The sequence below is a fragment of the Nocardia sp. NPDC050378 genome, assembly GCF_040655675.1.
GTDB lineage: Bacteria > Actinomycetota > Actinomycetes > Mycobacteriales > Mycobacteriaceae > Nocardia > Nocardia coubleae.
This window is the reverse complement of record NZ_JBFAKI010000018.1, coordinates 99,020-114,258: the sequence shown is the minus strand read 5'-3', so window position 1 is coordinate 114,258 and position 15,239 is coordinate 99,020. Positions and strand designations below refer to the sequence as shown.

14 protein-coding genes are annotated in these 15,239 nt (G+C 65.0%); 4 read left to right on the top strand and 10 right to left on the bottom strand.

Annotation, left to right across the window (positions count from 1 at the left end; genetic code table 11):
• Nucleotides 1-178 precede the first annotated feature (178 nt).
• Nucleotides 179-1,375, bottom strand: coding sequence for an FAD-dependent oxidoreductase (locus tag AB0I35_RS27960; protein WP_357399318.1), 1,197 nt, complete (start codon nucleotides 1,373-1,375; stop codon nucleotides 179-181).
• Between the two features lie 387 nt (nucleotides 1,376-1,762).
• Here AB0I35_RS27960 and AB0I35_RS27955 point away from each other — a divergent pair, with 387 nt between their 5' ends.
• Nucleotides 1,763-2,371, top strand: coding sequence for a hypothetical protein (locus AB0I35_RS27955; protein WP_357399317.1), 609 nt, complete (start codon nucleotides 1,763-1,765; stop codon nucleotides 2,369-2,371).
• A 2-nt stretch (nucleotides 2,372-2,373) separates the two neighbouring features.
• Here AB0I35_RS27955 and AB0I35_RS27950 read toward each other — a convergent pair whose 3' ends face one another.
• Nucleotides 2,374-3,015, bottom strand: coding sequence for a hypothetical protein (locus tag AB0I35_RS27950; protein ID WP_357399315.1), 642 nt, complete (start codon nucleotides 3,013-3,015; stop codon nucleotides 2,374-2,376).
• A gap of 243 nt (nucleotides 3,016-3,258) precedes the next feature.
• Here AB0I35_RS27950 and AB0I35_RS27945 point away from each other — a divergent pair, with 243 nt between their 5' ends.
• Nucleotides 3,259-3,915 carry a hypothetical protein gene (locus AB0I35_RS27945; protein ID WP_357399314.1) on the top strand — a complete coding sequence of 219 codons (657 nt, stop codon included), beginning with the start codon at nucleotides 3,259-3,261 and terminating at the stop codon, nucleotides 3,913-3,915.
• A 411-nt stretch (nucleotides 3,916-4,326) separates the two neighbouring features.
• Here AB0I35_RS27945 and AB0I35_RS27940 read toward each other — a convergent pair whose 3' ends face one another.
• Nucleotides 4,327-4,896 carry a hypothetical protein gene (locus AB0I35_RS27940; RefSeq protein WP_357399312.1) on the bottom strand — a complete coding sequence of 190 codons (570 nt, stop codon included), beginning with the start codon at nucleotides 4,894-4,896 and terminating at the stop codon, nucleotides 4,327-4,329.
• A gap of 199 nt (nucleotides 4,897-5,095) precedes the next feature.
• On the bottom strand, nucleotides 5,096-5,407 hold the full coding sequence (locus AB0I35_RS27935) for a suppressor of fused domain protein (RefSeq protein ID WP_357399323.1): 312 nt from the start codon (nucleotides 5,405-5,407) through the stop codon (nucleotides 5,096-5,098).
• 688 nt (nucleotides 5,408-6,095) lie between these two features.
• On the opposite strand from AB0I35_RS27935, the gene AB0I35_RS27930 reads away from it, so the two are divergent.
• Nucleotides 6,096-6,866 carry a transcriptional regulator gene (locus tag AB0I35_RS27930; RefSeq protein ID WP_357399311.1) on the top strand — a complete coding sequence of 257 codons (771 nt, stop codon included), beginning with the start codon at nucleotides 6,096-6,098 and terminating at the stop codon, nucleotides 6,864-6,866.
• A 65-nt stretch (nucleotides 6,867-6,931) separates the two neighbouring features.
• Here AB0I35_RS27930 and fusA (AB0I35_RS27925) read toward each other — a convergent pair whose 3' ends face one another.
• Nucleotides 6,932-9,010, bottom strand: a complete 2,079-nt coding sequence (gene fusA, locus AB0I35_RS27925; protein ID WP_357399310.1) for an elongation factor G — start codon at nucleotides 9,008-9,010, stop codon at nucleotides 6,932-6,934.
• A gap of 260 nt (nucleotides 9,011-9,270) precedes the next feature.
• Here fusA (AB0I35_RS27925) and AB0I35_RS27920 point away from each other — a divergent pair, with 260 nt between their 5' ends.
• Nucleotides 9,271-9,699, top strand: a complete 429-nt coding sequence (locus tag AB0I35_RS27920; RefSeq protein ID WP_357399308.1) for a PPOX class F420-dependent oxidoreductase — start codon at nucleotides 9,271-9,273, stop codon at nucleotides 9,697-9,699.
• 41 nt (nucleotides 9,700-9,740) lie between these two features.
• On the opposite strand, the gene AB0I35_RS27915 is transcribed toward AB0I35_RS27920, so the two are convergent.
• The 5 genes from AB0I35_RS27915 to rpsL form a co-directional block, all read right to left on the bottom strand.
• A complete protein-coding gene (locus AB0I35_RS27915; RefSeq protein ID WP_357399307.1) occupies nucleotides 9,741-10,550 on the bottom strand; it encodes an alpha/beta hydrolase in 810 nt (269 codons plus the stop codon).
• A gap of 150 nt (nucleotides 10,551-10,700) precedes the next feature.
• Nucleotides 10,701-11,891, bottom strand: coding sequence for an elongation factor Tu (tuf, locus tag AB0I35_RS27910; protein ID WP_357399305.1), 1,191 nt, complete (start codon nucleotides 11,889-11,891; stop codon nucleotides 10,701-10,703).
• A 114-nt stretch (nucleotides 11,892-12,005) separates the two neighbouring features.
• A complete protein-coding gene (gene fusA / locus AB0I35_RS27905; RefSeq protein ID WP_067485174.1) occupies nucleotides 12,006-14,108 on the bottom strand; it encodes an elongation factor G in 2,103 nt (700 codons plus the stop codon).
• A gap of 33 nt (nucleotides 14,109-14,141) precedes the next feature.
• The gene (gene rpsG, locus AB0I35_RS27900) at nucleotides 14,142-14,612 is read right to left on the bottom strand and encodes a 30S ribosomal protein S7 (RefSeq protein WP_067485171.1); all 471 of its coding nucleotides are present in this window, start codon (nucleotides 14,610-14,612) and stop codon (nucleotides 14,142-14,144) included.
• Nucleotide 14,613: 1 nt separating this feature from the next.
• Nucleotides 14,614-14,988 (bottom strand): 30S ribosomal protein S12, encoded by a 375-nt coding sequence (gene rpsL, locus AB0I35_RS27895; protein WP_056814220.1) that lies wholly within the window; start codon nucleotides 14,986-14,988, stop codon nucleotides 14,614-14,616.
• Nucleotides 14,989-15,239: the final 251 nt, after the last annotated feature.

The window sequence follows — 15,239 nt, the reverse complement described above, 5'->3', positions numbered from 1 at the left end:
TTCCGATCTGCTCGAAGCGCATGCGCGAAGCGCGAGTCTCGAGCGCTGTTCGCGCGGCCCCCCAGGGGCCGCGCTCGAGCGCGCCAGCGCTCCAATAAACACAGCCCAACACCTTTGCGGTGCACAAACACCGCAGTGCTTCCATCCCGCCGGCAGTGCGGCAGTCACCCAACCAAAGTCACGACGTAGCAGCCAGCAGATCGGCCACCGGCGTAGGCGCGGCCAGCTTCGCACGCAACTTCATCACCTGGGCCGTCATCCCCGCCCCGAGCACAGCGGTGAGAATCCCGTCCCTCGAGTAGTAGGCGAGAAACTTGTGCCCGTCCTCGGACACGACAGTGACCTCGTCGGCAGGATCGGGCGTACCGAGTGCCTGAATCTTGACGTCGTACTGATCGCTCCAGAAGTACGGCACCCGTGCAGCCGTAGGAGCCGCGCCGCCGAGCAGCGCGGTAACCACCAGCTTCGCCTGCTCACCCGCACTGGTCCAATGCTCGACCCGCTTGCGAATGTCACCGTAACGCCAGGCGGCCACGTCACCGACCGCCCAGACACCCTCAGCGGATGTACGACCCAGCTCGTCGGCGAGCACGCCCCCGCCCGCCGTCGGGTCGGCCAGTTCGATACCGGAGCCGGCCAACCAGTCGGTGGCGGGCACCGACCCGATCCCGATGACCACCAGGTCGGCATCGATATCGGAACCGTCGCTGAGCAGCGCGCCGCGCACGTGCCCGTCGACGTCCACCCGCAGCGTGTCCACACCGACGCCGCAGTGCAGGTCGACACCGTGGTCGCGGTGCATCCGCGCCACGTACCCACCGATCTGCTCGCCGAGTACCGACGCGAGCGGGGCAGGCTGCGGTTCGACGAGGGTCACGTCCTTGCCCGCGGCGCGGAAGCTCGCGGCCAGTTCGCAGCCGATGAAACCGGCGCCGACGATGAGGGCGCGCTGGGCGGCGGCCAGGTCGGCGCGCAGCGATTCGGCGTCGTCGTGGGCGCGCAGCACGTGCACGCCCGTCACCTCCTCCACCCCGGGCAGGCGGCGGGGGCGCAGTCCCGTGGCGATGACGAGCTGGTCGTAGGCGATGGTGTCGCCGTCGGCGAGGGTGAGGGTGCGCGCGGCGGTGTCCACCCGGGCGACCGCGGTACCGACGCGCAGCTCGATGTTCTTCTCGGTGAAGAACTCCGGCGGGCGCAGGGTGGTGTCGTCGGTCTCGCCACGCACGAACTGCTTGGACAGCGGTGGGCGATCGTACGGTGGCCGCGCCTCGTCCCCGACGAGCAGCACACCCCCCTCGTACCCGGCTCGGCGTAATTCCTCGGCGGTGCGCAGGCCTGCCAGGCCCGCTCCGACGATGACGATCGGCGCGCTCATATATTTCGTCCTTCCCTTTCGCTTGTTTGTACCAGTGCGCCGGTCAGGAGTGTGGTTCACGTCGCATTCGGTCAGTGATGTGATGCCGCCCGAACGATCGGAGCGTCGCCGATGGTCGCTTCGTCAGCGACCAGCGGGGCGGGTTGCGTGATCTCCACATCCACTGGACGCGAGCGCAGGACGCGCAGCGCGACCAGTCCGAGGAGCGCGTGCCGCACGGCGGCGGCCGCGGCGACTACGTGGGTGTCGGAGTCCGTTGCTGGGCTGGCGTAGGTGTTCGGCCTGGTCTACTACGACTGCCGACGAGGAAGAGGACTGCGGTCCTGAACAGCGGAACTGATCCTCGCGCACTGGTCGCGTGCCGCGCTGATAGGCAAGGCTCGTGCGGTGAGCGACCAACCGCGACGCTGGGATCCGATGACTTCGGATCCGCTCGATCTCAACGATTCCGTCTACCACGGGGACAAGTGGGAGGACCGGCACTGGATGAACGTGCCAGGTCCCTTCTACACCGGACAGACCGATACACGTTGGACCGGACGGATTCGCGCCCCAGACAACGTGCTCTACGGCTGTGAGTACTACAACGAGTTCGTCTACCGCCAGACGAAGTCCGCAGCCGAAGTCGAATCCTTGCTCGAGGCAGCAGCCGCCGACCCGTTCGATGGCTATGCCTGGGATGGGGACGTGCGATGGACTCTCTCGGCTGTTCGGGCGTGGTGGAGCGGTCGCGGCACAGTGACAGAACATCTAGCTGAGTTGCTCGCGGACTACATGAAGGATGGCGGTCCCCTCGAGGACAGCGACGCGGTTGAGGGGGTGCGGCAGATTGGAGAACGGTCGCTATCCGGACGCCGACGACCCGCTGCCGAGCCTGTAGCAACTTTCTTCAGACATCCGCTATTGCGCCGAGCGGGGACTGGCGAACGTCCGCTCATGCCGCTTGTCGCCCTGATCGGGTCGGCCGCGCAATACCCCGGAAGATCAATAGGCTGAGTTCATCTCGCTGATTGGAGGCGCGCCCAGTTAGCCGATTCCCGATCGTTTACCGAGGAAGGGCGGTCGGGCCGTTGCCGTGCGAAGCAAGTTTCCAGCACGGCGGAAGCTCGTTCTGGTGTGGGATCGGATTTGATCATCGCGCTGATGCGCTGCGCCTGTGCGATGGTGGGCAGGAATCCGACCAGTAGGGCAGGTAGCAGGAGCCGCCGAGCCAATAGCTCTTGTGCTGATGTAACGTGCGGTCGGCGGACGACCGAGATGTTGACGCGGATGGCATGTTCGTTACCCTGCGGGACTCCCGGTCGGTCGGTTTCGATTGCGGCGTAGCGGAATCCGTGTGCGCGGTGGCAGGCAGAACAGTCCACCGGACCACTGCCGAGATGGCTTCCGCACTCCTCGCAGACGAGCTGATCAAGGGCGCCGTCGACAATCCGCCAGTCGTGTCGGTCGGGTTCGGCGGCAACGAGTTCGGCGACTTCGAGTTCACTTTCGGTCGGCCAGTCGGTGAGGAACAGGCGCCACTGCTGCTCGACGATACCGTCGACGAGGAGCCTACAGCGACCACAGCCGGGCACTCCGCCGTACTCGTAGCCGCCGCACTCCACGCACCGCGCCAGGGCAGCGCCGACAGCGGGTCTCATCCTCGTATCATCCTGCCGCAGCGCCCACCAGCGCTACTGAATTGATCTCCCGATCGAGATCTGTGGCGCCAAGCCGGTTGAACGGACGTGCAAAGGCGTTCTGAATCGCATCCTTCCAAGCTGACTTCTGCCCGGTAGTGAGCGGCAATGCCGCTGGGCGCGCGGCCACGAACGTCCGGCTTCTGCCGAGGAGCGAGCATCCCAGTACCCGCTCTTGTCGGTGCGCCTTGCAACCATGGGCGCATGGGTAGTCACTTCATCGAGTTGCGTAGCGCCAAACTCGACAACGTTCTTTCGTATTTCGGCGCAACATCATTGACCGCGAATCAGGTGCGCGTCCTTGACGCTATGAAGGAACGAGCAAGCGCCTATCAGGACACGCTCGATCACCAAGACATCTTCTGGGATCTGTCCATACCTGACGCGCTCGATCACCTGGTCCGAGGCCTGGCCGATTCGCCAGGAGAAAACGCAGGCTGCGCATATCACGCCGCGCTGCAGATCATCATCGCCAGCAGTGGTTCCGATCCCGTGGAGGTCGGGTACTTTCGCAACCCCATCTCGTACTTCTTCGAGCTGGACGAGGAACTTCAACGCTGTGGCGTGCCTCAGGAACTGTGTTCGTTCGGGTTCCTGTTTGCCGGGCCGCCGGCCGAAATCCCCTTCCACATACCGGGTTCGTTGGAGGGATACCCCGAAGTCGGCCACCTGGCACTGTCACGAGCGAAAGTTGTCGCCGATGCCTATCGGTCGGTCATCGACAAGATCGATCAAGACTTCGTCGACGATCTCACCACCCTGGTGGAGAAGTTGGAATTCGAGCACGAGACCTGGCTGAGCGGGCAGGGACGAGGTCCCAGTTGGTATGTCGCTGACACCCTCTTCTTTTCGACCGATTGACCATGTCGATCTCGGGACAAACGCACTCTTCTGCCGCTCACCGCGCGACCTGGCCAGGCTCTCCTGCACTGCGATGCCGCTTTAGCAGCCCGGCTGACCGGGTCGGTGATGGAACTGGGCCGACGGATTCTTAGGTGCTATTTGCACTGCTCAGGCGACGTGGAGTACGTAGGGTGCACACCTCACCGGGGTGAGATGTCGGTTACACCCTCCTCAAATGCCCGCCTCCGTGGGGGAAAGTCGATGCCACCTCTCCTTACGGAACATGGGCGTTGCTCTGTCGGATAGTGACGATCTTGTCCTGCAACCCACGACAGTCAGCGACGGTGACCTCTTCTGCCGCTTGTCGAGCGGTCTGAGCTGATGACCGCGCACGGCGATCCCGTGAATGGTTTTGCCATCGGCTTCAAGTCAAAATCCGGTCGCCTCTGGAGTTGCCGGAGTAAAGAGATAGTTGAAACCTCTGTCAGCGCCGGTCAAACCTTCGATCGACGTCCATGCATTCAGTGCCGCTGCGGCTTCGGGCAGGGACCGCGGACGCGGTTCGTTCTGGACGAAAATTCCACTGAACGAAAGCCAAGTCTCTGCCGTGAGTGTGGGGATGCCGAGCTGATCGATGTCCCCGAAGACTGCCACGCGAACTCGGATCTTGTCTTCCGTCTGCTCGAGGACTTTGAGGTAGACCTCGTCAAAGCAATGGTGCTCGTAGTAGTAGACACTCGCTTGAACGGGCTCGCCGAAGGTCGAGCATCTGACTTCCGCGCCAGCGAGGTGCTGCCACGTGAGACCGGCAGGCCAGGGCGCCCATTCGACAGTCAGCCCGAGAGCTGCGCGATCACCGTCGACCTCCACTTCTTCGAAGTCGAAGTCGAAGCTCAGAGTCAGTTGCGTCTCCACCCCGAATGCTCGATTACTGAAGAGCAGGCCGCTCCAAGTTCCTCCCGCAGGAATGAAGTCAGACGCCTCGAGATTTTTCCCCATGCCACCAGCATGTCAGAATCGTGCCCCCAATCGCCCGCAAGTGCCTGCGGTTCAGGCGGTCATCCGACACTCGCTGACGCCCCCTCTCGGGTATGACTCGCCACGAGCGCCGATCCGGTCGCACTATGCTGCCGCGACCCGCGCGATCCCAGGGCTACGGCACCACCCGACGAACGCACTCAACTACCGAATTGTGGGCTTACAGCAGGGAGGCGCGGTGGGGGTCCAAGGTATGCACCGCGTGGGCCTCGAGACGGTGTCCGAGTGCAGGGGTTCCCTCCGTCACGGCGTACCGATGTTCGGCGGGGATGATCGAGACCAGCCAAAGCAGTTGTACACGTTCACCATCGGGAAGTTCGCACCATTCGAGTTGCGGCCACCACGGATAGGGCAGGTTGACCATGAAGCCCTGGGCGATCGAGTCTCTCTTCCAGGGCCCTCCGGGGTTGATCAGACGGCCAGAATGTAGCGGATGACGAGTCGTCGCATGATGGTGGGCGATAACCGCCAGCGATTCAACATGCTAGGTGTTCCTCCGGCGATTGGATGATGATGATGATGATGGATTCCACCGCCCGGTGACCGACAGCGAGCGAGAAGCGGCGTGCACTCCTCCCTATCCGATACCGGCTGTCGTTGTCCCCATTCGTGACCATGTCCTCGAGGAACTCGTCAGCCGCCTCCCAAGTGCGGGAGACGGGCCGCCGACGGTTACTCGCGTGCTGAGCTGGACTCGGGCTACCGAACCGAAGTACAGGAACTCGCTTGCAGCCACGGTCTTCGACTTCGCGGACGCGACTTGCGCATTGATCGCTGTTGGCGCACTGACGTCGGATGAGATGTGACAGCATTGCCCCACATTTGCCCGAGTCATGCGGGTTCCGCCGGCAGCATGTGCTGAACCGGATCGCCGCCGACGATCTGCCCGGCGCTCGTGAGCTCGCCAAGCGAATAGACGACGGATACGGCTGGCGCGCATCGCGACATCGGCTTCGCCCTTGCCGACCCTCTGTTGGCAGCCGCTCTCCGCGAAGCCACTCCGCGCAATCCTGAACGCAACCATCCCCTGCCCGCTACCCGAATGGGCAACCACCAACGCACCGCTCGTGTGAGAGCGCGCCGCAATGCCACCTACCGTACGACCAGCCCCTGCAGTGAGACTGAACGACGAATTCTGCGGTGTTCGCTGTTCAGGCGACATGAAGTACGTAGCGTGCGCCCGTGGCCGGGGTGAGCGCCGGCTACTACACCGGCTCGAACAGGATCAGGCGGGTACTGCGTCGCCGCAGGTCATCGATGCCCTCGCGCGGGTGCTGCGGCTCGATGCCGCCGAAACCGCACACCTGCACAACCTGGCCGGACGGCCTGCGGCGCCACGGCTGACCCGCGACGAACCGGAACACGCCCATCCCCGGGTGCTCGCCCTGCTCGACGCGCTCGGTGACTCCGTGCCCGCCCTCGTTCTCGGCCGACGTGGTGATGTGCTCGCCTGGAACGGCAGCGGGCACGCGCTGTTCGCCGAACACCTCGATTTCGCCGCCCCCGCCGACCCGGTGGACCGCCCCTCGATCCCGCGTCAGTTCTTCCTCGACCCGCTCACCAAGGACCTGCATCGCAACTGGGACGAGCTGGCCCGCACCCACGTCGGTTACCTGCGGCTCACCGCGGGCCGTTACCCCACCGATGCGCGGCTGGCCGAACTCATCGGCGAATTGGCCATGCGCAGTGCGGAATTCGCGACGCTGTGGGCGGAGGGTGACGTCGCCGACTGCACCGTCGGCGCGATGCGGCTGCATCATCCGACGGTCGGCCGCGTCGATGTCGACTATCAGGTGTGGCTACAACCCGACAGCCCCGACCACCGGCTCGAGGTCTACACCGCCCGCGACGGGTCCTCGGCCGACGCACTGCGACTGCTGCGCGGATCGGTCGGCTTCACCGGTTCCGATCGTCGTCGAGGACACGACTGAGTGGACGGTCGGCGCCTTGGCGCCCTGAGTCGGTGGCGCCTGAGGAGACGCCACCGACATCTTGGTCAGCTTCCCGCGATGATCGACTTCGCGACCTCCGGTGGGACCGGGGCGTAGGAGTCGAACGTCATCGAGAAGGTCGCTCGGCCACGGGTTTTCGAGCGAAGATCGCCGATGTAGCCGAACATCTCCGACAGCGGGGTCAGCGCGCGGACGACGTGGGCGCCGCCGCGCTCGGTCAGCTCGGTGATCCGGCCGCGCCGGGTGTTCAGATCACCGATCACCTCGCCGACGTACTGCTCGGGCGTGACGACCTCGACGGCCATCATCGGTTCGAGCAGCACCGGCTTCGCGCGCGCCACCGCCGCACGCACCGCTGCCGCACCGGCCAGCCGGAACGCCAGATCCGAGGAATCCTGCACGTGGGCGGCGCCGTCGAGCAGCGTCACCAGCACGTTCACCAGGGGGAAGCCGGCGAGCGGGCCCACCGCGAGCGCGTCTTGCGCGCCCGCGTCGACCGCGGGGATGTACTCCCTCGGCACCCGCCCGCCGGTGACCTGGTTGCGGAATTCGTAGACGGCCCCGTCGTCGGCCACGTGCGGGGCCAGCGCGATCGCCACCTTCGCGTACTGCCCGCGCCCACCCACCTGTTTGCGGTGGGTGTGCTCGAGCAGATCGACGTGAGCGGTGACGGTCTCGCGGTAGGCCACACGTGGTTCGCCGATGGTCGCGTCCACCCGGAACTGTCGTTTCAGCCGGTCGACCAGGATTTCCAGATGCAGCTCGCCCATGCCGCCGATCACCGTCTGTCCGGTTTCGGCGTCGACGTGCACGGTGAACGTCGGGTCCTCCTCGGCCAGGCGAGCCAGGGCGGTGCCGAGCTTGTCCTGGTCGGCGCGAGTCCTCGGTTCGATCGAGACCGACAGGACCGGGTCGGGGAAGGTCATCGACTCCAGCACGATCGGGTCGTGCCGATCGCACAGAGTGTCGCCGGTGCCGGTGGCTTTGAGGCCGATCACGGCACAGATCTGACCCGCCCGCACCCGATCGATCGCGATCTCGGTGCTCGCGTGCATCTGGAACAGTTTGCCCAGGCGCTCCTTTCGTCCGTTGGTCGAATTCAGCACGGTGGCACCGGGTTCGACGGTGCCGGAGTACACGCGCAGATACACCAGCGTCCCGAAGAACGGATGCGCCGCGACCTTGAACGCCAGGGCCGCGAACGGCTCGGCGATCTCGGGCGCGCGATGCGCGTGCGTTCCTTCCATCGAGAAGCCGTGCACGGCAACCACATCCACCGGTGAAGGCAGGTAGTCGACGATGGCGTCCAGCAGCGGTTGGACGCCGATATTGGCCAGCGCCGAACCACACAGCACCGGGTAGGCCGTGGCGTCGAGCGTCATCCGCCGGATCGCGGCTTTCAGGACGTCGACGGCGATCGGTCTGCCGGACAAGTAGCTTTCGAGCACCTCGTCGTCGGCTTCGGCGACCGTCGCCAGCAGCGCTTCTCGATGCTGGATCGCCCTGGCCCGCAGTTCTTCCGGAATTACAGTGGTTTCGTAGCGGGCACCGTTGCCGGTGTCACCGCGCCAGCGCTTCGCGGTCATGTCGACCAGGTCGATCACGCCCTCGAAGTCGCGTTCGGCACCGATGGGCAGCTGGATCACCAGCGGGCGCACGCCGAGTCGTTCCGCGATGGTCCGCACGGTGAAGGCGAAATCGGCGCCGAGCTTGTCCATCTTGTTCACGAAACAGATCCGGGGCACACCGTAGGTGTCGGCCTGGCGCCACACCTGTTCCGACTGCGCCTCCACGCCCTCCTTGGCGTCGAACACCGCGACCGCGCCGTCGAGCACCCGCAGCGTGCGCTCCACCTCGGCGGTGAAGTCGACGTGGCCGGGGGTGTCGATGACGGTGATCTGGTGCTCGGCCCATTCGCACGTGGTCGCCGCCGAGGTGATGGTGATGCCGTGCTCACGCTCCTGCACCATGTGGTCCATCACGGCGGTGCCGTCGTGCACCTCACCGAGGGTGTGAATCACGCCGGTGTAGAACAGGATTCGTTCGGTGATCGTGGTCTTGCCCGCGTCGATGTGGGCGGCGATGCCGATATTGCGTAGGCGGGCGAGGTCGGTTCTGGTCATGGGAGGCTCCCGGCTGAGTCGGTTTCGACAATCGACGCTCGCCGGTGGGGCGTTCCGGGGGACGGCACGGGCGTCGGGTCACGCGGCGTCGCCTCGGCGCCACACGGACCCGATGCGAACTAGAACCGCGACTGCGGACGTACCGTAAACATGGACTCTTTGTACGCGGCCCGATCCGGGATTGTCGACAGGTTTTCCGCGCGGGCATAAACGCAGGTGCACAACGGTTCGTCAGAACACACCGACAACAGGAGTGGTCCATGTCCGCACAGTTCGATCCGCACGCCCTGCTCGCCGAGGCGAAGATCGGCGTCCTCGCCACTATCAAAGCCGATGGCAGACCCCAGCTTTCGCCGGTCACCCCCTACTACGACCGCGAGGCGGGCGTCATCTACGTCTCGATGACCGAGGGCCGCGCCAAGACCGCGAACCTGCGCCGTGACCCACGCGCCGCCCTCGAAGTGGGCAGCGCCGACGGCTGGTCCTGGGCCACCGCCGAAGGCACCGCCCAACTCACCGGCCCCGGCACCGACCCACACGGCCCCGAGGTGGAAGCCCTCGTCGCCTACTACCGCGCCGCCGCGGGCGAGCACCCGGACTGGGACGAATACCGCGAGGTGATGGTCGCCGACCGCCGCGTCCTGATGAAGATGACGGTCGAACACATCTACGGAGCCAAGGTCCGCTGAGGCCGTCGCGCGTCGCACTGCGCGCGCCCCGGCCTGAACGACTATGTCGCCGAGAGGAATTCGGTGATCTCGGGGGCGAAGCGTTCGTGTTTGATCGCGCCCATATGGGTGGTGTTCGGGTAGATGACGAGGCGGGCGTCGGGGATGCCTTCGGCGGTTCGGCGGAAGGTGGACTGGGGGTAGAACTCGTCGCGTTGGCCGCCGATGACCAGAGTGGGGGCGGTGATGTCGGCGAGGCGGTCGGTGACGTCGAAGGCGTCTTCGGCCAGGACGAAAGCCAGGGTGTCGGCGGGGTTCTTCGGGCGCATCAGCGGGTCGGCCAGCCAGGCCAGCGCGCCGACGAAACCTGCCTTGATCGGTGACTCGATGCCGACTGTCGCCATGTGATGCAGCGCCCGTTTTCCTTCGGCCGCGGCCGTGGCGTACTTCAGCTGCGAAGCGCGTGCGGGATCGGGCAACTTGCACCCCGACGACGCGATCACCAGCCTGCGCACCGCTGACGGGTGATCGGCGGCCAATTGCAACGCCACCGACCCGCCCGAGGAAATCCCGAGCACATCCACCGGCTCACCGAACTCGTCCCGCAGCGCCTCCGCATGATCGCGCGCGATGTCGGCCATCGACGTCCCCTCCGCCATCCCCGGCGCCCGATTCACCGCGTACACCCGGAAATGCTCGGCCAACGGCGCCAACGTCTTCACCTCACTGGCCCGCATCCACCCGCTCGGATTCGTGTGATCCGGGGTGAACCAGCGCAAGAACACCAACGGCCGCCCCTCCCCGAACGCGAAATACGGCAACCCGTGCCCGAGCTCCCCCTCGACAACCTCGAACCCCTTCACCACAACCACGCCGCCTCCATTCACCGGAACACCTGAACCAGGAACGCTACCCACCACCGACCCCCACAGCGATGACCCCAAAGGTAGTGCCCCCGGAAACGCCGAACGGCGCCGCTCCCGGAGGAGCGACGCCGTTGCGGTGTCAGTGAGTCTACAGACTCACTTGATGATCTTCGTGACGCGACCGGCGCCGACGGTGCGGCCACCCTCGCGGATCGCGAAGCGCAGGCCCTCGTCCATGGCGACCGGCTGGATCAGCTTGACGGACATCTCGGTGTTGTCACCGGGCATGACCATCTCGGTGCCCTCGGGGAGGGTCACAACGCCCGTCACGTCCGTGGTACGGAAGTAGAACTGCGGGCGGTAGTTGTTGAAGAACGGGGTGTGGCGACCGCCCTCGTCCTTCGACAGGATGTAGGCCTGGCCCTCGAACTCCGTGTGGGGAGTGGTGGTGCCCGGCTTCACGACGACCTGGCCACGCTCGACATCTTCGCGCTTGATGCCACGAACCAGCAGACCGACGTTGTCGCCGGCCTGGCCCTGGTCGAGCAGCTTGCGGAACATCTCGATACCGGTGACGGTGGTCTTGGTGCTCTTCTCGCGGATGCCGACGATCTCGACTTCCTCGTTCACGTTGATGATGCCGCGCTCGACACGACCGGTGACGACGGTGCCACGACCGGTGATGGTGAACACGTCCTCGACCGGCATCAGGAACGGGAGCTCGGTCTCACGGACCGGGTCCGGGATCGACTCGTCGACGGCAGCCATCAGCTCGAGGACCGAGTCGGCCCACTTCTGATCGCCCTCGAGGGCCTTCAGACCGGAGACACGCACGACCGGCGCGTCCTCGTCGAACTCCTGCGAAGCCAGCAGCTCGCGGACCTCCATCTCGACGAGCTCGAGGATTTCCTCGTCGTCGACCATGTCCGACTTGTTCAGCGCGACCAGGATGTAGGGCACGCCGACCTGACGGGCGAGCAGCACGTGCTCGCGGGTCTGCGGCATCGGGCCGTCGGTGGCGGCGACCACGAGGATGGCGCCGTCCATCTGGGCCGCACCGGTGATCATGTTCTTGATGTAGTCGGCGTGACCCGGGGCGTCGACGTGCGCGTAGTGGCGCTTTTCGGTCTGGTACTCGACGTGGGAGATGTTGATCGTGATACCACGAGCCTTCTCCTCCGGCGCCTTGTCGATCTGGTCGAAAGCGAAGCTCTCGTTCAGGTCCGGGTACTTGTCGGCGAGCACCTTGGTGATGGCCGCAGTCAGCGTGGTCTTGCCATGGTCGACGTGACCGATGGTGCCGATGTTGACGTGGGGCTTCGTCCGCTCGAACTTCGCCTTCGCCACTGTTGTCCTCCTGGACTAGTTAGTGCGTGCTTTTTTGCAGCAGTGCGGTTAATAAGGGGGGTCGTGCTGACGCCCGGTTGCCGCGGCCAAGCGTACAAGGCCGCGGCAAGCGAATTACTCGCCGGTCGCCTTGGCGATGATCTCCTTGGACACGTTGGCCGGAACCTCCGCGTACTGGGCGAACACCATGGAGTAGTTCGCGCGACCCTGGGTCTTCGACCGCAGGTCACCGATGTAGCCGAACATCTCCGAGAGCGGAACCAGCGCCTTGACGACACGGGCACCACTGCGTTCCTCCATGGCCTGGATCTGGCCACGGCGGGAGTTGAGGTCGCCGATCACTTCACCCATGTAATCCTCGGGTGTGATGACCTCCACCGCCATGAGCGGCTCGAGGATCACCGGACCGGCCTTACGGGCCGCTTCCTTCAGGGCCTGCGAACCCGCGATCTTGAACGCCATCTCCGAGGAGTCGACGTCGTGGTACGCGCCGTCGAGCAGGGTGACCTTCAGGTTCACCAGCGGGTAGCCGGCGAGCACGCCGTACTGCATGGCGTCCTGGGCACCCGCGTCGACCGACGGGATGTACTCACGGGGCACGCGACCGCCGGAGACCTTGTTCTCGAACTCGTAGTGCGCACCGTCTTCGCCGACGAAGGGCTCGACCGCGATGATGACCTTCGCGAACTGGCCGGAGCCACCCGTCTGCTTCTTGTGCGTGAACTCGAGCTTCTCGACCGGCTTGGTGATCGTCTCACGGTAGGCCACCTGCGGCTTACCGACGTTCGCCTCGACCTTGAACTCGCGCTTCATGCGGTCGACGAGGATGTCGAGGTGGAGCTCACCCATACCGCCGATGACGGTCTGGCCGGTCTCCTGGTCGAGCTTCACCGAGAACGTCGGATCCTCGCGCGCCAGCTTCTGGATCGCGGTGCCGAGCTTCTCCTGGTCGGACTTGGTCTTGGGCTCGATGGAGACCTCGATGACCGGGTCCGGGAACGTCATCGACTCGAGGACGACCTGGTTCTGCGGATCCGAGAGGGTGTCACCGGTGGTGGTGTCCTTCAGACCGATCACGGCGTAGATGTGACCCGCCGAAGCGGTGGTCACCGGGTTCTCCTTGTTGGAGTGCATCTGGAACAGCTTGCCCAGACGCTCCTTCTTGCCCTTGGTCGAGTTCACGACCTGCGAGCCGGAGTCCACCTTGCCCGAGTACACACGGATGTAGGTGAGCTCACCGAAGAACGGGTGCACCGCGATCTTGAACGCCAGGGCCGAGAACGGCTCGTCGACGTTCGGCTTGCGGGTCAGGATCTCGTCTTCCTTGCCGGGCACGTGGCCGGTGGTGGCCTCGACGTCCAGCGGGGAAGGCAGGTAATCGATGACCGCGTCGAGCATGGGCTGCACGCCCTTGTTCTTGAACGCGGAACCGCACAGCACCGGGTACAGCTCGGAGTTGACGGTCATCTTGCGGATGGCGCCCTTGATCTCCTCGACGGAGAGCTCCTCGCCACCGAAGAACTTCTCGAGCAGCGCCTCGTCGGACTCGGCGACGGTCTCGAGCAGCTCCTGGCGGTACTGCTCGGCCTTGTCCTTGAGGTCGGCCGGGATCTCGACGACTTCGTACTCTTCGCCGAGCTTGGTCTCGCCCTTCCAGACCTTGGCGTTGTTCTCGACCAGGTCGACGATGCCCTCGAAGTCGTTCTCGGCACCGATCGGCAGCTGGATGACCAGCGGCTTGGCGCCGAGACGATCCTTGATGGTCTGCACGGTGAAGTAGAAATCAGCGCCGAGCTTGTCCATCTTGTTCACGAAGCAGATACGCGGCACGTCGTACTTGTCGGCCTGACGCCACACCTGCTCGGACTGGGGCTCGACACCCTCTTTGCCGTCGAACACCGCGACCGCACCATCGAGCACGCGCAGCGAACGCTCCACCTCGACGGTGAAGTCGACGTGCCCGGGGGTGTCGATGATGTTGATCTGGTTGTCTTTCCAGAAGCAGGTGGTAGCGGCGGAGGTGATGGTGATACCACGCTCCTGCTCCTGCTCCATCCAGTCCATCGTGGCCGCGCCGTCGTGAACTTCACCGATCTTGTACGTGATGCCGGTGTAGAACAGGATGCGTTCGGTCGTGGTGGTCTTGCCCGCATCGATGTGGGCCATGATGCCGATGTTGCGGACCTTGTTCAGGTCGGTGAGCACGTCCTGTGCCACGAAATTCTCCCTTTTAAGTGACGGGCCGGACTATCACCAGCGGTAGTGCGCGAAGGCCCGGTTCGACTCGGCCATCTTGTGGGTGTCCTCGCGACGCTTCACCGCGGCACCGAGGCCGTTGCTCGCGTCGAGGAGCTCGTGGGCGAGACGCTCGATCATCGTCTTCTCACGACGGGCGCGGGAGTAGCTGACCAGCCAGCGCAGCGCCAGGGTGTTGGCGCGGCCCGGACGGACCTCGACCGGCACCTGGTAGGTGGCGCCACCGACGCGGCGGGGCTTCACCTCGAGGGCGGGCTTGACGTTGTCGAGCGCGCGCTTGAGGGTGACGACCGGATCGGTGCCGGTCTTCTCGCGCGCCTGCTCGAGGGCACCGTAGACGATGCGCTCGGCGGTCGACTTCTTGCCGTCCAGCAGAATCTTGTTGACCAGCTGAGTGACCAGCGGGGACCCGTAGACCGGGTCGTTGATCAGCGGACGCTTGGGTGCGGGGCCCTTGCGTGGCATATCAGCTCTTCTCCTTCTTGGCGCCGTAGCGGCTGCGGGCCTGCTTGCGGTTCTTCACACCCTGGGTGTCCAGCGAGCCACGGATGATCTTGTAGCGGACACCCGGGAGGTCCTTCACACGACCGCCGCGGACGAGCACCATGGAGTGCTCCTGCAGGTTGTGGCCTTCACCGGGGATGTACGCCGTGACCTCGATCGCGCTGGTCAGGCGAACGCGCGCGACCTTACGGAGCGCGGAGTTCGGCTTCTTGGGGGTGGTGGTGTACACGCGAGTGCACACGCCACGACGCTGCGGGCTCCCCTTCAGGGCCGCAGTCTTGGTCTTGGTGACCTTGTCGCGGCGACCCTTGCGGACCAGCTGGTTGATGGTTGGCATAGACCGGCTTTCCTTATTGGTGATTGCGGTAGCGGAACACGTGTCTTCAGTTCATCGAGCTTTCACTCGCACGTCCGACCGTGTTTCCGTTTACCCGCGGTCGGGCGTGTCGCGCGCAGCTCAGGACCCTTTTTCTGGGCACGCTGGAACGTATCGGCCGCTCTCGCTGGCCTACGTTCACGCACGAACTTGCCCGTAGCAATCCGGGCACAGCGGTCCACGATACGCGCCTGCCCGAACCGGGGTCAAAG

Coding starts and splice junctions, on each gene's coding strand:
- AB0I35_RS27960 (WP_357399318.1), bottom strand. CDS start 1,375: ATGAGCGCGCCGATCGTCATCGTCGGAGCGGGCCTGGCAGGCCTGCGC.
- AB0I35_RS27950 (WP_357399315.1), bottom strand. CDS start 3,015: ATGAGACCCGCTGTCGGCGCTGCCCTGGCGCGGTGCGTGGAGTGCGGC.
- AB0I35_RS27945 (WP_357399314.1), top strand. CDS start 3,259: ATGGGTAGTCACTTCATCGAGTTGCGTAGCGCCAAACTCGACAACGTT.
- AB0I35_RS27940 (WP_357399312.1), bottom strand. CDS start 4,896: ATGGGGAAAAATCTCGAGGCGTCTGACTTCATTCCTGCGGGAGGAACT.
- AB0I35_RS27930 (WP_357399311.1), top strand. CDS start 6,096: ATGAAGTACGTAGCGTGCGCCCGTGGCCGGGGTGAGCGCCGGCTACTA.
- fusA (WP_357399310.1), bottom strand. CDS start 9,010: ATGACCAGAACCGACCTCGCCCGCCTACGCAATATCGGCATCGCCGCC.
- AB0I35_RS27920 (WP_357399308.1), top strand. CDS start 9,271: ATGTCCGCACAGTTCGATCCGCACGCCCTGCTCGCCGAGGCGAAGATC.
- rpsG (WP_067485171.1), bottom strand. CDS start 14,612: ATGCCACGCAAGGGCCCCGCACCCAAGCGTCCGCTGATCAACGACCCG.
- rpsL (WP_056814220.1), bottom strand. CDS start 14,988: ATGCCAACCATCAACCAGCTGGTCCGCAAGGGTCGCCGCGACAAGGTC.